The sequence below is a fragment of the Nitrobacter sp. TKz-YC01 genome, from assembly GCF_047824785.1.
In the GTDB taxonomy this organism is placed as follows: domain Bacteria; phylum Pseudomonadota; class Alphaproteobacteria; order Rhizobiales; family Xanthobacteraceae; genus Nitrobacter.
The window spans coordinates 227,381-242,379 of sequence record NZ_CP181167.1; the positions used below are offsets into that span (position 1 = coordinate 227,381).

General features: G+C 60.0%; 12 protein-coding genes and 2 pseudogenes. 5 read left to right on the forward strand and 9 right to left on the reverse strand.

The annotated features are described in order from the left end of the window. Window position 1: 1 nt before the first annotated feature. From ACMYR2_RS01075 to ACMYR2_RS01095, 5 genes and pseudogenes are all read right to left on the reverse strand, one after another. On the reverse strand, window positions 2–3,235 hold the full coding sequence (locus ACMYR2_RS01075; protein WP_416193512.1) for a site-specific DNA-methyltransferase: 3,234 nt from the start codon (window positions 3,233–3,235) through the stop codon (window positions 2–4). A gap of 83 nt (window positions 3,236–3,318) precedes the next feature. After that, window positions 3,319–3,723: a hypothetical protein gene (locus ACMYR2_RS01080; protein ID WP_416193513.1), complete on the reverse strand. Its 405-nt coding sequence runs from the start codon at window positions 3,721–3,723 to the stop codon at window positions 3,319–3,321. Window positions 3,724–3,725: 2 nt separating this feature from the next. Beyond that, complete coding sequence (locus ACMYR2_RS01085; protein WP_416193514.1) at window positions 3,726–4,985, reverse strand: recombinase family protein; 1,260 nt, start codon at window positions 4,983–4,985, stop codon at window positions 3,726–3,728. Window positions 4,986–5,061: 76 nt separating this feature from the next. After that, window positions 5,062–5,391 (reverse strand): annotated as a pseudogene (locus ACMYR2_RS01090) (transposase); the annotation flags it as partial. Between the two features lie 61 nt (window positions 5,392–5,452). After that, window positions 5,453–6,679, reverse strand: coding sequence for a hypothetical protein (locus ACMYR2_RS01095; protein ID WP_416193515.1), 1,227 nt, complete (start codon window positions 6,677–6,679; stop codon window positions 5,453–5,455). Window positions 6,680–6,879: 200 nt separating this feature from the next. On the opposite strand from ACMYR2_RS01095, the gene ACMYR2_RS01100 reads away from it, so the two are divergent. The 3 genes from ACMYR2_RS01100 (at window position 6,880) to ACMYR2_RS01110 (ending at window position 8,444) form a co-directional block, all read left to right on the forward strand. Then, window positions 6,880–7,332, forward strand: a complete 453-nt coding sequence (locus ACMYR2_RS01100) for a hypothetical protein (RefSeq protein WP_416193516.1) — start codon at window positions 6,880–6,882, stop codon at window positions 7,330–7,332. Window positions 7,333–7,738: 406 nt separating this feature from the next. Then, window positions 7,739–7,924, forward strand: a complete 186-nt coding sequence (locus ACMYR2_RS01105; protein WP_416193517.1) for a hypothetical protein — start codon at window positions 7,739–7,741, stop codon at window positions 7,922–7,924. A 13-nt stretch (window positions 7,925–7,937) separates the two neighbouring features. Further along, on the forward strand, window positions 7,938–8,444 hold the full coding sequence (locus tag ACMYR2_RS01110; protein WP_416193518.1) for a hypothetical protein: 507 nt from the start codon (window positions 7,938–7,940) through the stop codon (window positions 8,442–8,444). 128 nt (window positions 8,445–8,572) lie between these two features. Here the strand turns inward: ACMYR2_RS01110 and ACMYR2_RS01115 are convergent, their stop codons facing one another. Continuing rightward, a complete protein-coding gene (locus tag ACMYR2_RS01115) occupies window positions 8,573–9,403 on the reverse strand; it encodes an ATP-binding domain-containing protein (protein WP_416193519.1) in 831 nt (276 codons plus the stop codon). A gap of 382 nt (window positions 9,404–9,785) precedes the next feature. After that, window positions 9,786–12,008 carry an ATP-dependent RecD-like DNA helicase gene (locus tag ACMYR2_RS01120; RefSeq protein WP_416193520.1) on the reverse strand — a complete coding sequence of 741 codons (2,223 nt, stop codon included), beginning with the start codon at window positions 12,006–12,008 and terminating at the stop codon, window positions 9,786–9,788. A 56-nt stretch (window positions 12,009–12,064) separates the two neighbouring features. Here ACMYR2_RS01120 and ACMYR2_RS01125 point away from each other — a divergent pair, with 56 nt between their 5' ends. Next, on the forward strand, window positions 12,065–12,280 hold the full coding sequence (locus tag ACMYR2_RS01125) for a hypothetical protein (RefSeq protein ID WP_416193521.1): 216 nt from the start codon (window positions 12,065–12,067) through the stop codon (window positions 12,278–12,280). A 74-nt stretch (window positions 12,281–12,354) separates the two neighbouring features. Further along, window positions 12,355–13,098, forward strand: a complete 744-nt coding sequence (locus ACMYR2_RS01130) for a thermonuclease family protein (protein ID WP_416193522.1) — start codon at window positions 12,355–12,357, stop codon at window positions 13,096–13,098. 152 nt (window positions 13,099–13,250) lie between these two features. Here the strand turns inward: ACMYR2_RS01130 and ACMYR2_RS01135 are convergent. Beyond that, window positions 13,251–14,048: pseudogene (locus tag ACMYR2_RS01135) on the reverse strand (recombinase family protein); the annotation flags it as partial. Then, on the reverse strand, window positions 14,045–14,482 hold the full coding sequence (locus ACMYR2_RS01140; protein ID WP_416193523.1) for a DUF2924 domain-containing protein: 438 nt from the start codon (window positions 14,480–14,482) through the stop codon (window positions 14,045–14,047). The pseudogene ACMYR2_RS01135 and the gene ACMYR2_RS01140, both read right to left, overlap by 4 nt. Between the last annotated feature and the right edge of the window lie 517 nt (window positions 14,483–14,999).

Below are 14,999 nucleotides of genomic sequence, written 5' to 3' on the forward strand. Positions count from 1 at the left end.
TTCAGCCCTCGAGGGGCATGATCTTGAGGGATTCGATCCCGCGATCATCGACGATCTTCACCGCGATCCGCTTGTTGTCGCCCGCCTCGAAGGGCAGCGAGACGGTGCCATGGAATTGCTCCAGCAAATCCTCGTCCAGTTCTGACCGGACCGTCGCCTTCAGCCGATTCCAGCCGTCCTTGGCGTCGGCCATGGGAAAGAACACCTGATGCGGCATCAGCGACCGCTGGTCGTAGTCGGTGTCCAGGGACCACATGGCGATCTGCTTCTTGCCGCCCGACACCAGGTCGCCCGCCTTGGGATCGAAATAGTCGAAGCCGTTGACCTCGACCTCCCACATCCCGTCCTTGCACTTGCGCAATTCGACATCCGGCTGTCCCATCAGCCAGAAGGACTGGTTCGACGAGCGCGCCTTTTTCAGATCCTCGGTCAGAAGGTCCGTGTTCATCTGCGCTTTCAGCAGCGTGACGCCGGGCCAGTTCACCTCGTCGATATCCTTGGCAGCCTCAGGGTCGAAGGTGAAGGCGCAGAACAGGATGAATTTTGGCGCCGGGCGCAGGGTTTCCGCCTCGGTCAGCGCCAATTCCACCTGCCGCTGCTCAAGGGCGGCGTGTTCGGGGCCGAAGCTGACGACGACACGCTCGCCCGTGTCGGCCAGCGATCCGCTGGCGTGCAGGTGGCGCAGGCCGGGCAGCGTCTCGAATTCGGCAAAACGCAGGATCGCGCCGCCCTTGGCACGGACGCCGGTTTTCAGAAGCTCGTCGCGCCAGAGAGACTGGCGCGAGGTTTCGCCGGTGCGGGCGATGCTGTCGTCGGCCTCAACCGGCGGCAGGCTGTCGTCGAGTGATAGGACGGTTGGCGCCGGCACCGCCTCCACCGAGAAAGGGCCGGTGATGCGCAGGCGGCTCCGGTCGATGCGGGGCTTGTCATAGAGCGTTTCCTGCTCGGCATGGTCGGCGATGGACTGATCCATGCGGCGCTGCATCGCCTGCCGGGCCGCGTGAAAGGCGTCGAAAGCGCCGCGCGCGGGTTCGGGCCAGTCCTCGGGCCAGTCGAAGGGAACCTCCCATTCGTGCAGGATCTCGCCCTTGGCGAAGTCCACGGGCTTGCCCTTGCGCGCTCCTTGAGCGGGCTTGAGCGGTTTCGGCGGGGCGGCGGACAGTGCAACGTTCAGGTCATCGAGCGCCGCTTCGATCTTCGGGTGATTCTCATCGTAGATCGTGTCGATGTCGGGATTGTTGGCGATGCTTTTCAGTGTGATGTGCGGGACCGTTTCGTAGTCGAAGCCGCCCTTCAGCCCCTCATGCGGATAGCGAAGCGCGTAGTAATCGAAGCTGGCGGTCATCAGCCGCTGCTTGGCTAGCGTAATGGCGACACGCGAGGTGTCGCAGGTGATCCAGCGCCGCCCCCATTTTTCGGCGACGAAGGCAGTGGTGCCGGAGCCGCAGGTGGGGTCGAGCACAAGATCGCCGGGATCGGTGGTCATCAGCATGCATCGTTCGACCACCTTGGTCCCTGTTTGAACAACGTAGTAGCGGCTTTCCGCAAACCCGCCTGTCACCGTGTCGTCCCATAGGTTGGTGATCTTGAACCATGGAAAATCGGTCGCGAAGCGTCGGTAGGCTAACGTCTTCCCGTAGGCTTCCATTCGAGCAGATCGGAAAAGCCGAGGCATACCAGTTGCCAAAGAGGTCTTCCAACCACCGGGAAAGGGAGAATAGGTCTGACCCAAGAAATCGAACGGGCTCGCCGCATCTCCGGCAGAGGAAGTGGAAGTCAGATTGTCACGTCGATAGACGGTGGCTTCTTCCGGCAATGCGCCCCAGTTCTGAGCTTCGCTCTTGGTTAGGCGGCGATGTTCGCCGTGTTCATTGCGGACATAGTTGTAGTTTACCCACCCTTCGCCGCCACGCGACAAATATAGCTGTCGATATTTGATCCGCTGTAGGTTCTTGGCATACCAAACAATGTAGTCGTTGGTGGCGGCTAAGACGTTTGTTCCGCCTGTTGGACTTCCTGCGCCGGTCGTTTTCTTGAATGTGATCACGCTGACGAGGTTTTCGGGGCCGAATGCCTCGTCCATCAATTCTCGGACATGATGCAGGTTTTCATCCGAAATCTGCACGAACACCGACCCGCTCTCGTGCAGCAACTCCTTGGTCAGCACCAGTCGGTCGCGCAGATAGGTCAGGTAGGAATGGATGCCCAGTTCCCAGGTGTCGCGGAACGCCTTGATCATCTCCGGTTCCTGCGTCAGATCCTCGTCTGACCGGTCCTTAACGTCGCGCTTGTTGGTGAAAGGCTGGAAATTCGACCCGTATTTGATGCCATAGGGTGGGTCGATGTAGATCATCTGCACCTTGCCGCCCATGCTTTCCTTGGTCAGGAGCGAGTTCATCACCAGTAGGCTGTCGCCCGACACCAGTCGGTTCGACCAGCCTTTTTCGTGGTGATAGAAATCCAGCGCCTGGCGCAGCGGTAGGTTCTCGAACGGAGCCGCGAATAGGTCGGGCTGCCGCCACTGCACGCCAGCATCCTTGCCCTTCAGCCGTCTGGCCGCGTTGGCCAGGATCGTCGCCGGGTCCACCCGTTCATGGACATGCAGGCTGACCGTATCGACTTCGAACGACGTTCGCTCGGCCTTGCCCGTCCAGTTGAGGAAGGGTGCCTGGATCCGCTTGAGCTCGGTCAACGCGTCCTTCATCGCCAGCGGATCGTCGCTGGCCAGTGCGTCATCGATCAGCTTTTCCACCCCGGCGCGGGCGCTGTCGAAGTTCAGCACCGGGTCCAGATGCGGATCATAGGCCCAGGGGGTGCGCGCCCCATCCGGGTCTGTTTCGGCATGGACCATCCCGACTTCGGGGTTGTTCACTCGCGTCTCGCCGTGACGATAAGACAGCACCTGCACGGGCTCGCCGGATTTCCGAGGCGCTGCCTTCTTCTTCGCTGCTCCTCGACGTTGCTGCGGCGCAGATTCTTCGGTAGGTGCCAGCTCGAAATCGTCGTCCTGATCCTCATTGTCATCAACTTCGATGACAAGGAATACAGATCCGCCGCGTCCGCGTCCCTTGCCAAGGATGCCCTCATCGACCAATCCATCCCGTGCTGTCTGGTAATCCTCGTCCGTGAGGTCGGGCAGTGCTTCGCGCAGCCGTGCAATCAGGGCCAAATTGCTGACGGAGGCGCCGTCTTCGGGAACATGGGCTAAAACAAGCTTGCGCAGGGGATTGGACATGGAGGGTTCGGGAGTCTCTGGCGTCAACGGAGGGCGCCATAAGACTATTGTTTGCACTCTGGATTGTCAGCCGCAAATTCACCTCACACCTCGCCAAGCTGCAATCTTTGCTTCTCCCACTCCACCGGAAACGGCCGCATCAGCATTGCGAGCGTCACATCCGGCCCCTGCCGACCATCGAGAATGGCCTCGACAGTGGCGGGCGCCAACAGAGTGAGGCGCAGCACGCGGCTGACATAGGAGGCATTGATCTTCTCTGCGGCGGCAATGTCCTCGACGGTGGCGTGGACGCCGGTTTCCAGCAGCTTGCGCCAGCGAAAGCCGCGCGCGATGGCTTTCACTATGGTGTTGTCGACGCGGGCGCGTGGCGGCGCCCATGATGAGGTGCCGTCGGGCAGAACAATCTGCTTGCGGCCACCACGCCGGGGGAAGGTGAGCGGCACATGCACGGTGATGGTTTCATGGTCGTGGGCGGCGGATGCCGTCATGTCTACGCCGCCTTCCTGCTGCCGGTGCTTTTCCGATCAAGGCCGATGCCACCGAGATCCGCAACAAGACTCGTCAGCCCTTGCGTGCGCAGCCGGATGTCCACCCCGTTGGTGCTGACATCGACACGCTCGACGAGCAACTGCACGATACGTGCCTGCTCGGCCGGGAACAGTTCGTCCCAGAGCGGATCGAGCCGTTCCAATGTCTCCCGTATGTCGGCTTCACTGAGACCGTCCAACGATCGCCTCGCCACGCGCCACGTGCGAACGATGATTTCGGGAGAGCGTAGTAGGACACGCACCTGCTCGACGACAGCAATCTCGATCTCCGCCGCCGGGATGCGCTGCACGGGGCAGTCGGGGTGGGATCCTCGTAATACGCCGCTGGAGACGTAATAGCGGTAGAGTTTGCCGGCCTTGCGGGTGTGGGTTGGTGTCATCGCACAGCCGGTGGGTCCGAAGATCAGACCCTTGAGCAAAGCAGGTGTTTGCGCCCGGTTGCGGGCACCGCGCTTGCGGGGGCTTTCCTTCATGATCGCATGGACCTTGTCCCAGAGACTACGATCGATGATCGCTGAGTGCTCGCCGGGATAGGACGTGCCCTTGTGAACGGCTTCACCGATATAAACGCGATTGTTCAGAAGCCGATACAGCACGCCCTTGTCCAGCAACTGGCCGTATTTGTTGCGCTCTCCTTTTGCCACCAGCTCTTTGGCTACCGCTGTCGCGGAGCCGAGCTGCACGAAGCGCTTGAAGATGGCGCGGACCCGTTCGGCATCTTCCTTCACAACAACGAGCTTGCGCTCCTTGACCTCGTAGCCGAGAGGAGCCCAGCCACCCATCCACATGCCTTTCTTGCGGGAGGCGGCCACCTTGTCACGAATGCGCTCGCCGATCACCTCGCGCTCGAACTGGGCGAAGGACAACAGGACATTCAGCGTCAGCCGGCCCATGCTCGTCGTGGTATTAAAAGATTGCGTGACGGAGACGAACGTCACGCCATGGCGGTCGAATACCTCCACCAGCCTCGAGAAGTCCATCAGCGCCCGGGACAGCCGATCGATCTTATAGACCACAACCACATCGATGCGGCCGGCTTCAATATCTGCAAGCAGGCGCTTCAAGGCAGGGCGCTCCAACGTGCCACCGGAGAACCCGCCATCATCATAGCGGTCCGGCACCAACAGCCAACCTTCCGCACGCTGGCTGGCGACATAGGACTCACAGGATTCCCGCTGGGCGTCGAGCGAGTTGAACTCCATCTCAAGGCCTTCCTCGCTGGATTTGCGGGTGTAGACCGCGCAACGGAGTTTGCGAACCACTCGCCTTGCGCTACAGCCCCTTTTTGAGCAGGCTCGCCGCGGTGCGGTGGGCCTTGAGATGGGTGGTGTCGATCATGATCCGCTCCGGCTTGGGCCCTTCGCCGGCAAGGCTTGCGAAGATGCGGTCGAAGACGCCCAACCGGCTCCAGCGGATGAAACGGTTGTAGAGGGTCTTGTGCGGGCCGTAGCCCTTCGGCGCGTCCTTCCACTGCAACCCATTGCGGATCACGTAGACGATGCCGCTGACCACGCGGCGGTCGTCCACCCGCGGCACCCCGTGCGACAGCGGAAAGTGCGGTGATATCCGCGCCATCTGCCGGGCGCTCAGCAGAAACAAATCAGCCATCAGAGCCTCCTTCACCAGAGACCCTGAATCACAAATCAGCGCAAATTAATAGGTCCTGAGCCTAGACCTCTTCAGCGGATGCGAAAACATCCTTGATGTACTCGTCCATTGCTCTAAGCCACTCGTCTTCGTGGGCGGGCAGTAAGTCTGATATCCGCGGCGTCTTCCAGGAGGATGTCCGGACAGCCGACTCTTTATGATCCTTCATTTCTCGAACGTTCCCTCCAATCAGGTCAGCCAGATGCTCGTTGTATTTTCGGCCGGCGGCTGTTCGGTCCCACCATGTAGCAGGGCTCGTCTCAACAAAGCCGTCGCGGTAGATTGTGCCGAGGTTCAGGGCGTTACCTTTCGGAGACGGATGTTTGATATTCAGTGCGGATTGCATATCCACGAACATTCCTCGCTGCACCGCTTTTGCGAGAAATGCCTTTAGTAACTGCGAGAAGCCTGCTTCTCTCCGATCCAAGGCTTCGTAGAATTCATCTTCGCTGATTCCGATGGCACGGGTTGGCGTTTCGGACTTTGCTACCGCCTCCCGAATAGCGATGCGTTCCCCACTGGCGCTTTCTTCGATTTGGACAACACCGCGCTCGATGAGAGCCGTTTGCGCGAGGACCGAGGGCGTCACGAAATGTATTGCCGTTTCTGGAGATTGATATATTGCGAGCTCGACTAGGGCGAAAGTAAAGCGGTGGCCTGCGTGTGACTGCAGTAGTTCGGCCATCGGAGTTATATCTTCGCGGATGCCATCCCCCACCACGGTTACAATCGCGCGGCCGCGGCGGAGATTGCGGGCAACGGCGTCCACAAACTCAGCTTCGTCGATACCAGACTCTCGAGAGGCAACCGTCTCGAAAATTGATTTGCAATGTGGTTCAGGCCCCAGAGCCCTGAGGACGGCTGACTCTAGTTCCGCGTACGATAGGCGGAACACCCCTGCTGCGTATTCAATTGCCTGTGCGATAACGGCTCTTCTTGCCTCAGGATTGCGCCAAAGCTTCGCTTCGACAAGGATCAGTCCTCCTGTCCTTGTGATGAGAAGGTTGTCGAGAGCTCCAGCTCGTCCGGCACCAATAATCAGAGGTAATTCGCGGCATAGGGGTATTGGCGCGCCAAAGTCCGGCTCAATTTGGCCGATCGGGAGCACTTCCGGGTGCGCATGGATTAGGTTCTGCAGCCAATCCTCGTCATAGCCGCTATCCGACTGCAGAGTTACGCGATCGAGCGCTTTGGCTTCGCGCGTCGCACGGTTAATCCAAATTGGCTTCCCGTCCCGCCGACCGACCATGTTCACCCCCTATGTATTCCGCTTTTGAGCTCGTCACCGATGTGCACCATTGACGCCGTGCCCTCTCCGGCGTCGGGCCGCGCACTCTGACATAGACGCTGGGAACTCTCAGGGTTACAAGTTCTCATTTGAGGTCATTGCCATGGATTCCTATCGTGAGCGCGCCGGGACAGTGATCCAACAGAGAGAGTGTGGGCAAAATGTCGGATAATTCGCTCGATCAGAATCGAGCCAGCGAAGCTTTAGACGGCATCGTTGACCTCGCTTATCGGCTTCTCGGCGTTAAGCGGCCGAAAGAACTCTGGTTGAAAGCTGGAGGTACAATGCTTTCAAACGGAGGAGCAGATTGGTACCTGCCTATCTGCGTGACTGCTGAGGCGGTCGAGGTGACGGAAGTCGGCAAGGTTTGGGCAATCAACGAGCACGCTTCTGTAGAAGCAAAACTCCATAAGTTCAACTTTATCATCCGTGAGCAGGATGGAAGCACCAAGCTGGTGGTCGAAGAATGGGAACATGACAGGGACTGGAAAAGCACCTACCGCGAAACCTGGTGCGAGGAGGTCAGCGTGTTCAAAAATCGAACGGCCATGGCGCAGCTGATTAAAACAGCTCTTGAGAAGCGTGCTCACCTGGATCGCACTGAAAGCTCCTAAACTAAGAACCTCCTTCGTCAAGTAGAAATGTGAGCACAGCTAACTATGACGATTGGCGCCGGGGGGCAGCGATGATCGCCGCCTTGCTCAGCGGGACCGCCGCGAGCCCTTGGATGCGGGCCGCCCTTCGCTACGGCGCCGTCGCGCTGGCCATCCCCATGCTCCTGCTCGCAGTCCGCGCTCGGGCTAGCGGCCGCAATCTGCGCAAGGCGGAGAAGATCCTCAGCCTTCGCGAGAGACATTTGACCTGTGTGACAGGAATTGACATTACGGGCTCACCGTCGACAGACTGATCGGCAAGCAGACGCTATCGACGCTGCAGCGCGAGCTCGACGCCCGGCGCAAGTCAAAGCAGGGCGGCGCCGGGGCAGCGGGCGGTGCCGCTGTCGCTGGCGGCAACGAGGCTGTGGCGCCCCATCCTTCGGTTGAGCCCAGCATCATTGGCGATCCATGGATTACCGCCGGCGGCGTGGTGATCGCGGCGATCGCGATCCTTCTCCTGACTTACCTCGCCTGGCACTACCGCGACCTCATCGCCGCGCGAATCCAGGGCTTCGCGCCCCGGCTCGCCGGCTGGCTGCGCTCGTTCTGAAAAGGAGACCAACATGTGGAACATGCTTGCAGGGCCGCTCGCCAATGCCGGCCTTAACATCCTGGGCGGCATCATCGGCGGCAAGGCCGGCCCGATCGTGACCACCGTCGGCGGCGCCGTGCTCAAGGAGCTCGGCGTCACCACGCCCGAGCAGGCGGTGCGGAGGATCGAGAGCGATCCCGAGGCGGTGGCGCGGCTCGCCAGACTCGAAGCCGAGCGTGGGCCCGAATGGGCGGCTGTCGTGCTTGCCGAGCAGCGTACGGCGGGGCTGTTGGCAGACCGGGAATCGGAACATGGCGGCTTCGCCTACTGGTGGCGGCCGGGCGGCATGTACCTCAATCTCTATCTTTGGCTCCAGAACACCATGCTGACGCCGGTGCTGTTCAACGGCGTCCTCAAGCTGCAGGTGCCGATAATCCCTTGGGAGCACCTCATCGCCTTCACCGCCCTATACTGCGGCCTCTACATGGGCGGGCATACCGTCAAGGCGATCTTCGGGGATCGGTTTGCCGTCCGGTAAGAGACCGCCGAGTATGGGCGCCGTGTCGATGGTCTTCCTGAAGCAGAAGAGCCCGACCATCACAGAGGGACGGCACGATCCGGCCGTCATGCGGCACGCACCGGCGTCTGGTCAATGATCTCTCAACTTTAGAGACCGAGAAGCGCTCGCAGTTTCTGCTTAATGCCGGCAGAGTCGATGCCGTTCTCTTCGGTGGTCGTCACGAGGATTCCCTCGTCGCCTTCTCCCTCATCTTCCGGCAACACCCCCTGGGAGCGATACCAATCCAGTTTCGCTAGCCAGCGGCGGCGATAAGCTGGCTCAGACAGCAGCCCAAGATGCTCCAGAAAGACGCGCCGGCCAGTTTCTGCATCTTCAATCGTAAAGTCAGGATATCGAACGCTGCCGTCCTGCCCAGTGAAGGGTTGTTCGTAGGCGTAGGTGATGCCAAGGCCGTGAAGCAGATTGGCGATGATCACCTCAGATTTTGAGCGGACCAGCTCGCCGCGGGTGGTGCGGTGAATGAGGCCTTCTTCGAGGAACGCCCCGACATACTCGACAGGCTTGGGATCGGAGAACAGATTTGTCAGTCGACGGGCGGTCTCGGAATGCTCGGACAAAGACAGCTTTAGGAGAGCCCGAAGGTCGCCCTGATGAAAAAGGACCACTTGTTCACGTTGGCGCGTCAGCGCGGTGTAGAGCAGTTCGCGTGACAGAAGGCGGCAGGAATTCGGGATCACGATGAAGGTCATGCCGAATTCGCTGCCTTGGGCTTTGTGGATGGTCAACGCATAAGCGAGCTCCAAAGGCGCTTCGCCTTCATCGCCGAAATCACCGCCTCCAAATCCAAACTTGAAGCCGAGCTGCGAAGAGAATTCGACCTCAATCTTCCAGGGGAGCCCCTTTGGCTTCCAACTGCGCCCTTTGAACTGGCCCACAACGATCCCGATTTCGCCGTTTGCAAGATAGGCCTTCTCCATTTTCGGGTAGACGTCGTGGGGGGCTGGTAAACCCAGAGAACGTTGGATCCCAGTTCCTCTCCCTCCGCCACTATCAAATTGCGAACCCCCTAAATGCTGCTCTGAGCGTCCAAATTCCTTTTGGTTTCAAAGGAGTTTATCAGGAGCGACCAAACTTCGGAGACTGCCGGAATGCCGTTTTCCGGTCTCAGAATGGCTCTCGTCTCAGATCGACCAAACCTCGACCGATTTGGTTTGGTTAAAAAAGATGGCGTTGTTTCAATAACTTGCAGTTTTCAGACTGCGCCCGAGTTGTGATGGGAGCCGCCACCAGCCAGCCTAAACAGAGACACCCGAGGTGGGCGTTTTGGCGCGTGGTGCAGCGAAAAGCCCACGGACAAGATCACTGCGAAGCATTCGATGAAAGTCGACGATCTTCATGATGTTGGCCCGCCATCAACCACTCGCCCAACTTCGACCAGCGCCGCCGACCTGAGACGTTCTTCACCGCGATGGCGACGGCCTTCTTCTGCCCGACCAGCACCACCAGCTTCTTGCCGCGCGTGACGCCGGTGTAGAGGAGATTGCGCTGAAGCATGGCGTAGTGCTGCGTCATGATCGGAATGACGACGGCCGGATATTCCGAGCCCTGCGCCTTGTGGATCGTCGCCGCGTAGGCCGGCACGACGGTGTCGAGCTCGCCGAAGTCGAAGCTGACGGTGCGGCCGTCGAAATCGATGGCGACTTCGCCCTCATCCGGGTTGACGGCCGTGATCATGCCGATGTCGCCGTTGTAGACTTCCTTATCGTAGTCGTTCTCAATCTGCATCACCTTGTCGCCCGGTGCAAAGGTCCAGCCGAACCGCTCGACCTTGTTTTCGCCCGCCGGGTTGAGAGCAGCCTGGAGTTCAATATTGAGCGAACGGGCACCAACACCGCCGCGGTTCATCGGACACAGGACCTGAATGTCCCTGATTGGATCGAAGCCGAAGCGGCGCGGGATCCGATGGCGCACCAGCTCGACGATGCGCGGCACGGCCTGTTCGGGGTCCGCAGCCGGCACGAAATAGAAGTCTGATTCTCCGTCAGGAGGCAGAAGGTCCGGCAGGCGCCCCTCGTTGATCTGGTGGGCGCTGGTGATAATCCGGCTTTGCGCGGCCTGGCGGAACACCTCCGTCAGCCGTACGACCGGAATGACGCCAGAGCCAATGATGTCGGCGAGAACCTGTCCCGGTCCGACCGACGGCAATTGATCGATATCACCCACGATCAGCAGGGCTGCTGAACTAGGCACCGCCTTCAGGAGCGACTGCATCAACGAGACGTCGACCATCGAGCTTTCGTCGATGACGAGCAAATCGCAGTCGAGCGGATTATCGTCGGTACGTTTGAATCCGAAGGTCTTGGGACCGAACTCGAGCAGGCGGTGGATGGTCCGGGCTTCCCGACCGGTCGCCTCGGTCATGCGCTTGGCGGCGCGGCCGGTCGGCGCGCAGAGCAGAAGCTTTGTGTCCTTCGCTGCCAGGATGCGCAGGATCGAATTGACGATGGTAGTCTTGCCGACACCGGGACCGCCGGTGATGACCAGAACCTTCGAGCGCAGCGCCAGCCGGATCGCTTCGGCTTGGCTGGCGGCAAGTGTGAGGCCGGTCTTCTGTTCGATCCACGGCAGGGCACGATCGGCATCGATCTCGGGCCATGGCCGCGCCCCGCCACCCAGCCGCGCCAGATGCTCCGCGATGGCGCGTTCCGCCAGGTAGAGGCCGGTCAGGAACAGGCATTCGGTATCGCCAACACGGTCCGCTGTGACGGTCCCTTCTTCGAGCTCGAGCCGTATGGCGGCATCGATGAGATCGGTCGGGACTTCCAGCAGTTTCCCGGCAAGCCCCGTCAGGTCGCCTCGTGGCAGTCCGCAATGGCCGTCATTCATCGCCTCGGTTAGCGCAAAAGAAATCCCGGCACGCACACGGATCATGGCGGTCTTCTCGATGCCAAGCTTTTCCGCAATGAGATCAGCGGTGCGAAAGCCAATGCCCCGGATATCCCTGGCCAGCCGATAGGGGTTCTCGCTCATCACCTGCACGGCGTCGGTGCCGTAGGTCTTGAAGATCCGCACCGCGCGCGCCGTGCCCACACCATGCTGGTGCAGGAAGACCATGATCTCCCGAATGACCTTCTGGTCAGCCCAGCCCGAGATGATCCGGGCTGCCCGGATCGGCCCGATCCCTTCCACCTCTCGCAGGCGTTCCGGGGTTTCTTCGATAATGTCGAACACGTCTTTGCCGAACTGCTTGACGAGGCGTTTCGCATAGACCGCTCCGATGCCGCGGATCATGCCGGAGCCCAGATACTTCTCGATGCCTTCGATGCTGGAGGGCGCCGAGGTCTTGAGAAAATGAGCCTTGAACTGCAGTCCGTGGGTGCGGTCGTTGATCCAGACGCCCGAAGCAGTGATCCATTCACCCGCCGAAATCGTTGCCGCGTGACCGACCGTCGTTACGAGATCACGCAGCCCCCGCGCCTTGACGCGCAAGACGCAGAAGCCGTTCTCGGAATTGTGGAACGTGACCCGCTCGACAAGACCTGCGAGAAGCTCTCGTCCCTGATCCTGGTGTGCCTGGTTCATGTCGGCTTCAGATCAGAGCAGCCATGCCAATACGATCATGAGGGTCGGCCATCGACATGCTCGAAGGCTCCTTGCAGTTTCACCTGATGTTCCTCCTCGGCAACAATGGCTTTGACAACTTCGTAGTCCATCGGGGCGCTGCTGATCCGCGCAATCTCCGCCGCCACCTTTGCCCAATGAAGGAAAGCCTGGCGATCGCCGGAAAAGCGGGCTCGGGCAGCGGCCCTCTGTGCACCGTAATAGGCTGTAACGGGTCGCGCTCGATCAATTGACGTGCATTATCCTGGAATAAACGTCTCAATTGCCGCCGTCTTTCAATCCATCCTGAAACAGGGACAATACGCCCATGGTTATTCGCTCCGCCCTTGCTTCCCTGACTGTCATTACAACGCTGCTTGCAGGCCCGACGACTGCGCCAGCAGCAACGACAATAACAGGCATGGCGAGGATTTCCGATGGAGATACGATTACGGTGGAGGGCGCGAGGATCCGGCTGAATGGTATCGACGCGCCGGAGACGGACCAGACTTGTATCAACAAGACTGGCGAAAATTACGCCTGCGGCATTGCCGCGCGTGATGCACTGACCGGGTTGATCCAGGGCCGCGCAATTATCTGCAGCGGCGACGAGATCGACCTCTATGGCCGACACATCATGACCTGCTCTGCCGGCCAGATGGACATCAACGCCGCAATGGTGGCCAGCGGCTGGGCGCTCGCTTTCAGGCGCTACTCGAACATCTATGCCAACCAGGAACAGACCGCTCGTTCCCGGCAGGCTGGACTGTGGTCTGGTGCATTCATTGCGCCATGGGACTGGCGCCATCGCGGTCCGCAGACAGAGATACTCGGTGCGTTATCGGTCCCGATCGATGCACAGCAGCGTCTCTTGCCGAAACCACTAGCGTCCGTGAGTCCAATAACCGGCTGCCGGATCAAGGGCAACATCAGCCGTAACGGCACTCGCATCTATCACATGCCGGGCCAGCACGATTACGACGGAACCCGGATCACCGAGACCAAGGGCGAGCAGTGGTTCTGTAGCGAGGACGAGGCGCAGGCGGCGGGATGGCGCCGGGCACGAAATTAATGCGGTCGCCGCGGAACAGCGTCAATGTAACGTCGTCGGCGGGAATCGATCTGCGTTCTTCATCATCCGCCGACGCGCGCGGGCGCAATCAAGAACGACGATATTGATCTCTTTTTCCATGATCAATGTCAGCTCACGGATATGTCTGATCGTCTGTCCCACAAGGCGCGGTCGATGATCGCCTCGTGCTCGCCAGGATAGCTGGTGCCCTTGTGCACCGCCTCGCCGATGTAGACCCGGTTGTTGATGAGCTTGTAGAGAAAGCCCTTGTCGATCAGCTTGCCGCGGCGAGTGCGGACGTTCTCGGCGGCAAGGGTTTTGGCCAGCACGGTGGCAGAACCGATGGCAACGAACCGCTCGAAGATCATCCGGACAGTGGCGGCTTCCGATTCCTCGATCACCAGCTTGCGGTTTTCGACACGATAGCCGAGCGGTACGAACCCGCCCATCCACATGCCGCGTTTGCGCGAGGCAGCGATCTTGTCGCGAATGCGCTCGCCGATCACCTCGCGCTCGAACTGGGCAAACGACAGCAGAATGTTGAGCGTCAACCGCCCCATGGACGTGGTCGTGTTGAAGGACTGGGTAATGGAGACAAAGGTGACATTGTTTTGGTCGAAGACCTCGACCAGCTTGGAGAAATCCATCAGCGAGCGGCTCAATCGGTCGATCTTGTAAACGACGACCACGTCGATCAACCCGTCCTCGATATCGGCCAGCAGCCGCGTTAACGCCGGGCGCTTCAGCGTGCCGCCGGAAAAGCCGCCATCATCGTAACGTTCGCGAATGGCGGCGAACCCTTCCGACCGCTGGCTGGCGATATAGGACTCGCAGGACTCGCGTTGGGCCTCGAGCGAGTTGAACTCCATGTCGAGCCCCTCCTCGCTCGATTTGCGGGTATAGATGGCGCAGCGCAATCGGCGCGGAATCTGTGCGGTCACGCCGGTCATCGCTTGTCTCTCCGTGCTTCGCGGAGCCCGAAAAAGCGATAGCCGTTCCACTGCGTACCGGTGATCGCCTTGGCCACCGCCGACAGCGACTTGAAGCACCGTCCCTGCCAATCGAAGCCATCGCGCATCACGGTGACCGTGTGCTCGACGCCGTCCCATTCACGCACCAGTCTTGTGCCGATAACTGGATTGCGCGCATCGGCGATGATCGCCTTGCGGTCGGACTTACCGTCGATCTCGTTGGCCAGAAGATCCAGCATCTTGCGGGTCTCGCAGGAAAGCCCGCCGAGGGTCAGCTCCTGGATGCGCCAGGCCAGCCGCATCTCAAGATAGCCGCGGCTGTTGTTCGGCGCCGGCACAGCGAACAAGGCCTCCCACTCAGCTTTCAGTTCCTTGACCGACATGCGCTTCAGCGCCGCGAGCCTGGCCAACACCGGCGTGTCCGCTGCAGCGTTTTCATGCTGCTGGTTCCGTCTCGGCCCAGCCCGCTTCGCCATTCCCGACATCATCGCCCTCCAACTCGGTTGCTCGGTTTGCGACGACCAACACGGCGTTTGAGGGCGAGAATGTCGAATGAACTGTCTCTTCCGGAGGGAGATAAAGAACTGGACTGTTCGGACAGAACCCGCCGTAGGCCTGCGGCGAGGATGCTACAGAGTTCGGTCAGCCGTTCGTCGGCGCTCATGCGATCAGGGGAAAGCGGGTTCATCGCCATACGCGGTCTCCGTTTGGAGCCGAGGCAATCATAGGAATCGGAATAAAAACAGAAAAATCAGTAACTTGAAGAGTCATCTCGAAAACAAAAGCAAATGAGCGAACAAACACGAAAGCCGCGTTTTCAACCTTTCTCCTCGTCGACAACGAATTTGCGACTTCCATATCGATGGGTGCATCGCTGATTCGTACGACGTTTGCAGCCACGCGCTCCCGATGCACAAGGCGCCTCGATTG

Bases quoted from the DNA above. Each gene is read 5' to 3' on its own strand.
- ACMYR2_RS01100 (WP_416193516.1), top strand. From the start codon at position 6,880: ATGTCGGATAATTCGCTCGATCAGAATCGAGCCAGCGAAGCTTTAGAC.
- ACMYR2_RS01110 (WP_416193518.1), top strand. From the start codon at position 7,938: ATGTGGAACATGCTTGCAGGGCCGCTCGCCAATGCCGGCCTTAACATC.
- ACMYR2_RS01095 (WP_416193515.1), bottom strand. From the start codon at position 6,679: ATGGTCGGTCGGCGGGACGGGAAGCCAATTTGGATTAACCGTGCGACG.
- ACMYR2_RS01080 (WP_416193513.1), bottom strand. From the start codon at position 3,723: ATGACGGCATCCGCCGCCCACGACCATGAAACCATCACCGTGCATGTG.
- ACMYR2_RS01120 (WP_416193520.1), bottom strand. From the start codon at position 12,008: ATGAACCAGGCACACCAGGATCAGGGACGAGAGCTTCTCGCAGGTCTT.
- ACMYR2_RS01115 (WP_416193519.1), bottom strand. From the start codon at position 9,403: ATGGAGAAGGCCTATCTTGCAAACGGCGAAATCGGGATCGTTGTGGGC.
- ACMYR2_RS01075 (WP_416193512.1), bottom strand. From the start codon at position 3,235: ATGTCCAATCCCCTGCGCAAGCTTGTTTTAGCCCATGTTCCCGAAGAC.
- ACMYR2_RS01130 (WP_416193522.1), top strand. From the start codon at position 12,355: ATGGTTATTCGCTCCGCCCTTGCTTCCCTGACTGTCATTACAACGCTG.
- ACMYR2_RS01085 (WP_416193514.1), bottom strand. From the start codon at position 4,985: ATGGAGTTCAACTCGCTCGACGCCCAGCGGGAATCCTGTGAGTCCTAT.
- ACMYR2_RS01125 (WP_416193521.1), top strand. From the start codon at position 12,065: ATGCTCGAAGGCTCCTTGCAGTTTCACCTGATGTTCCTCCTCGGCAAC.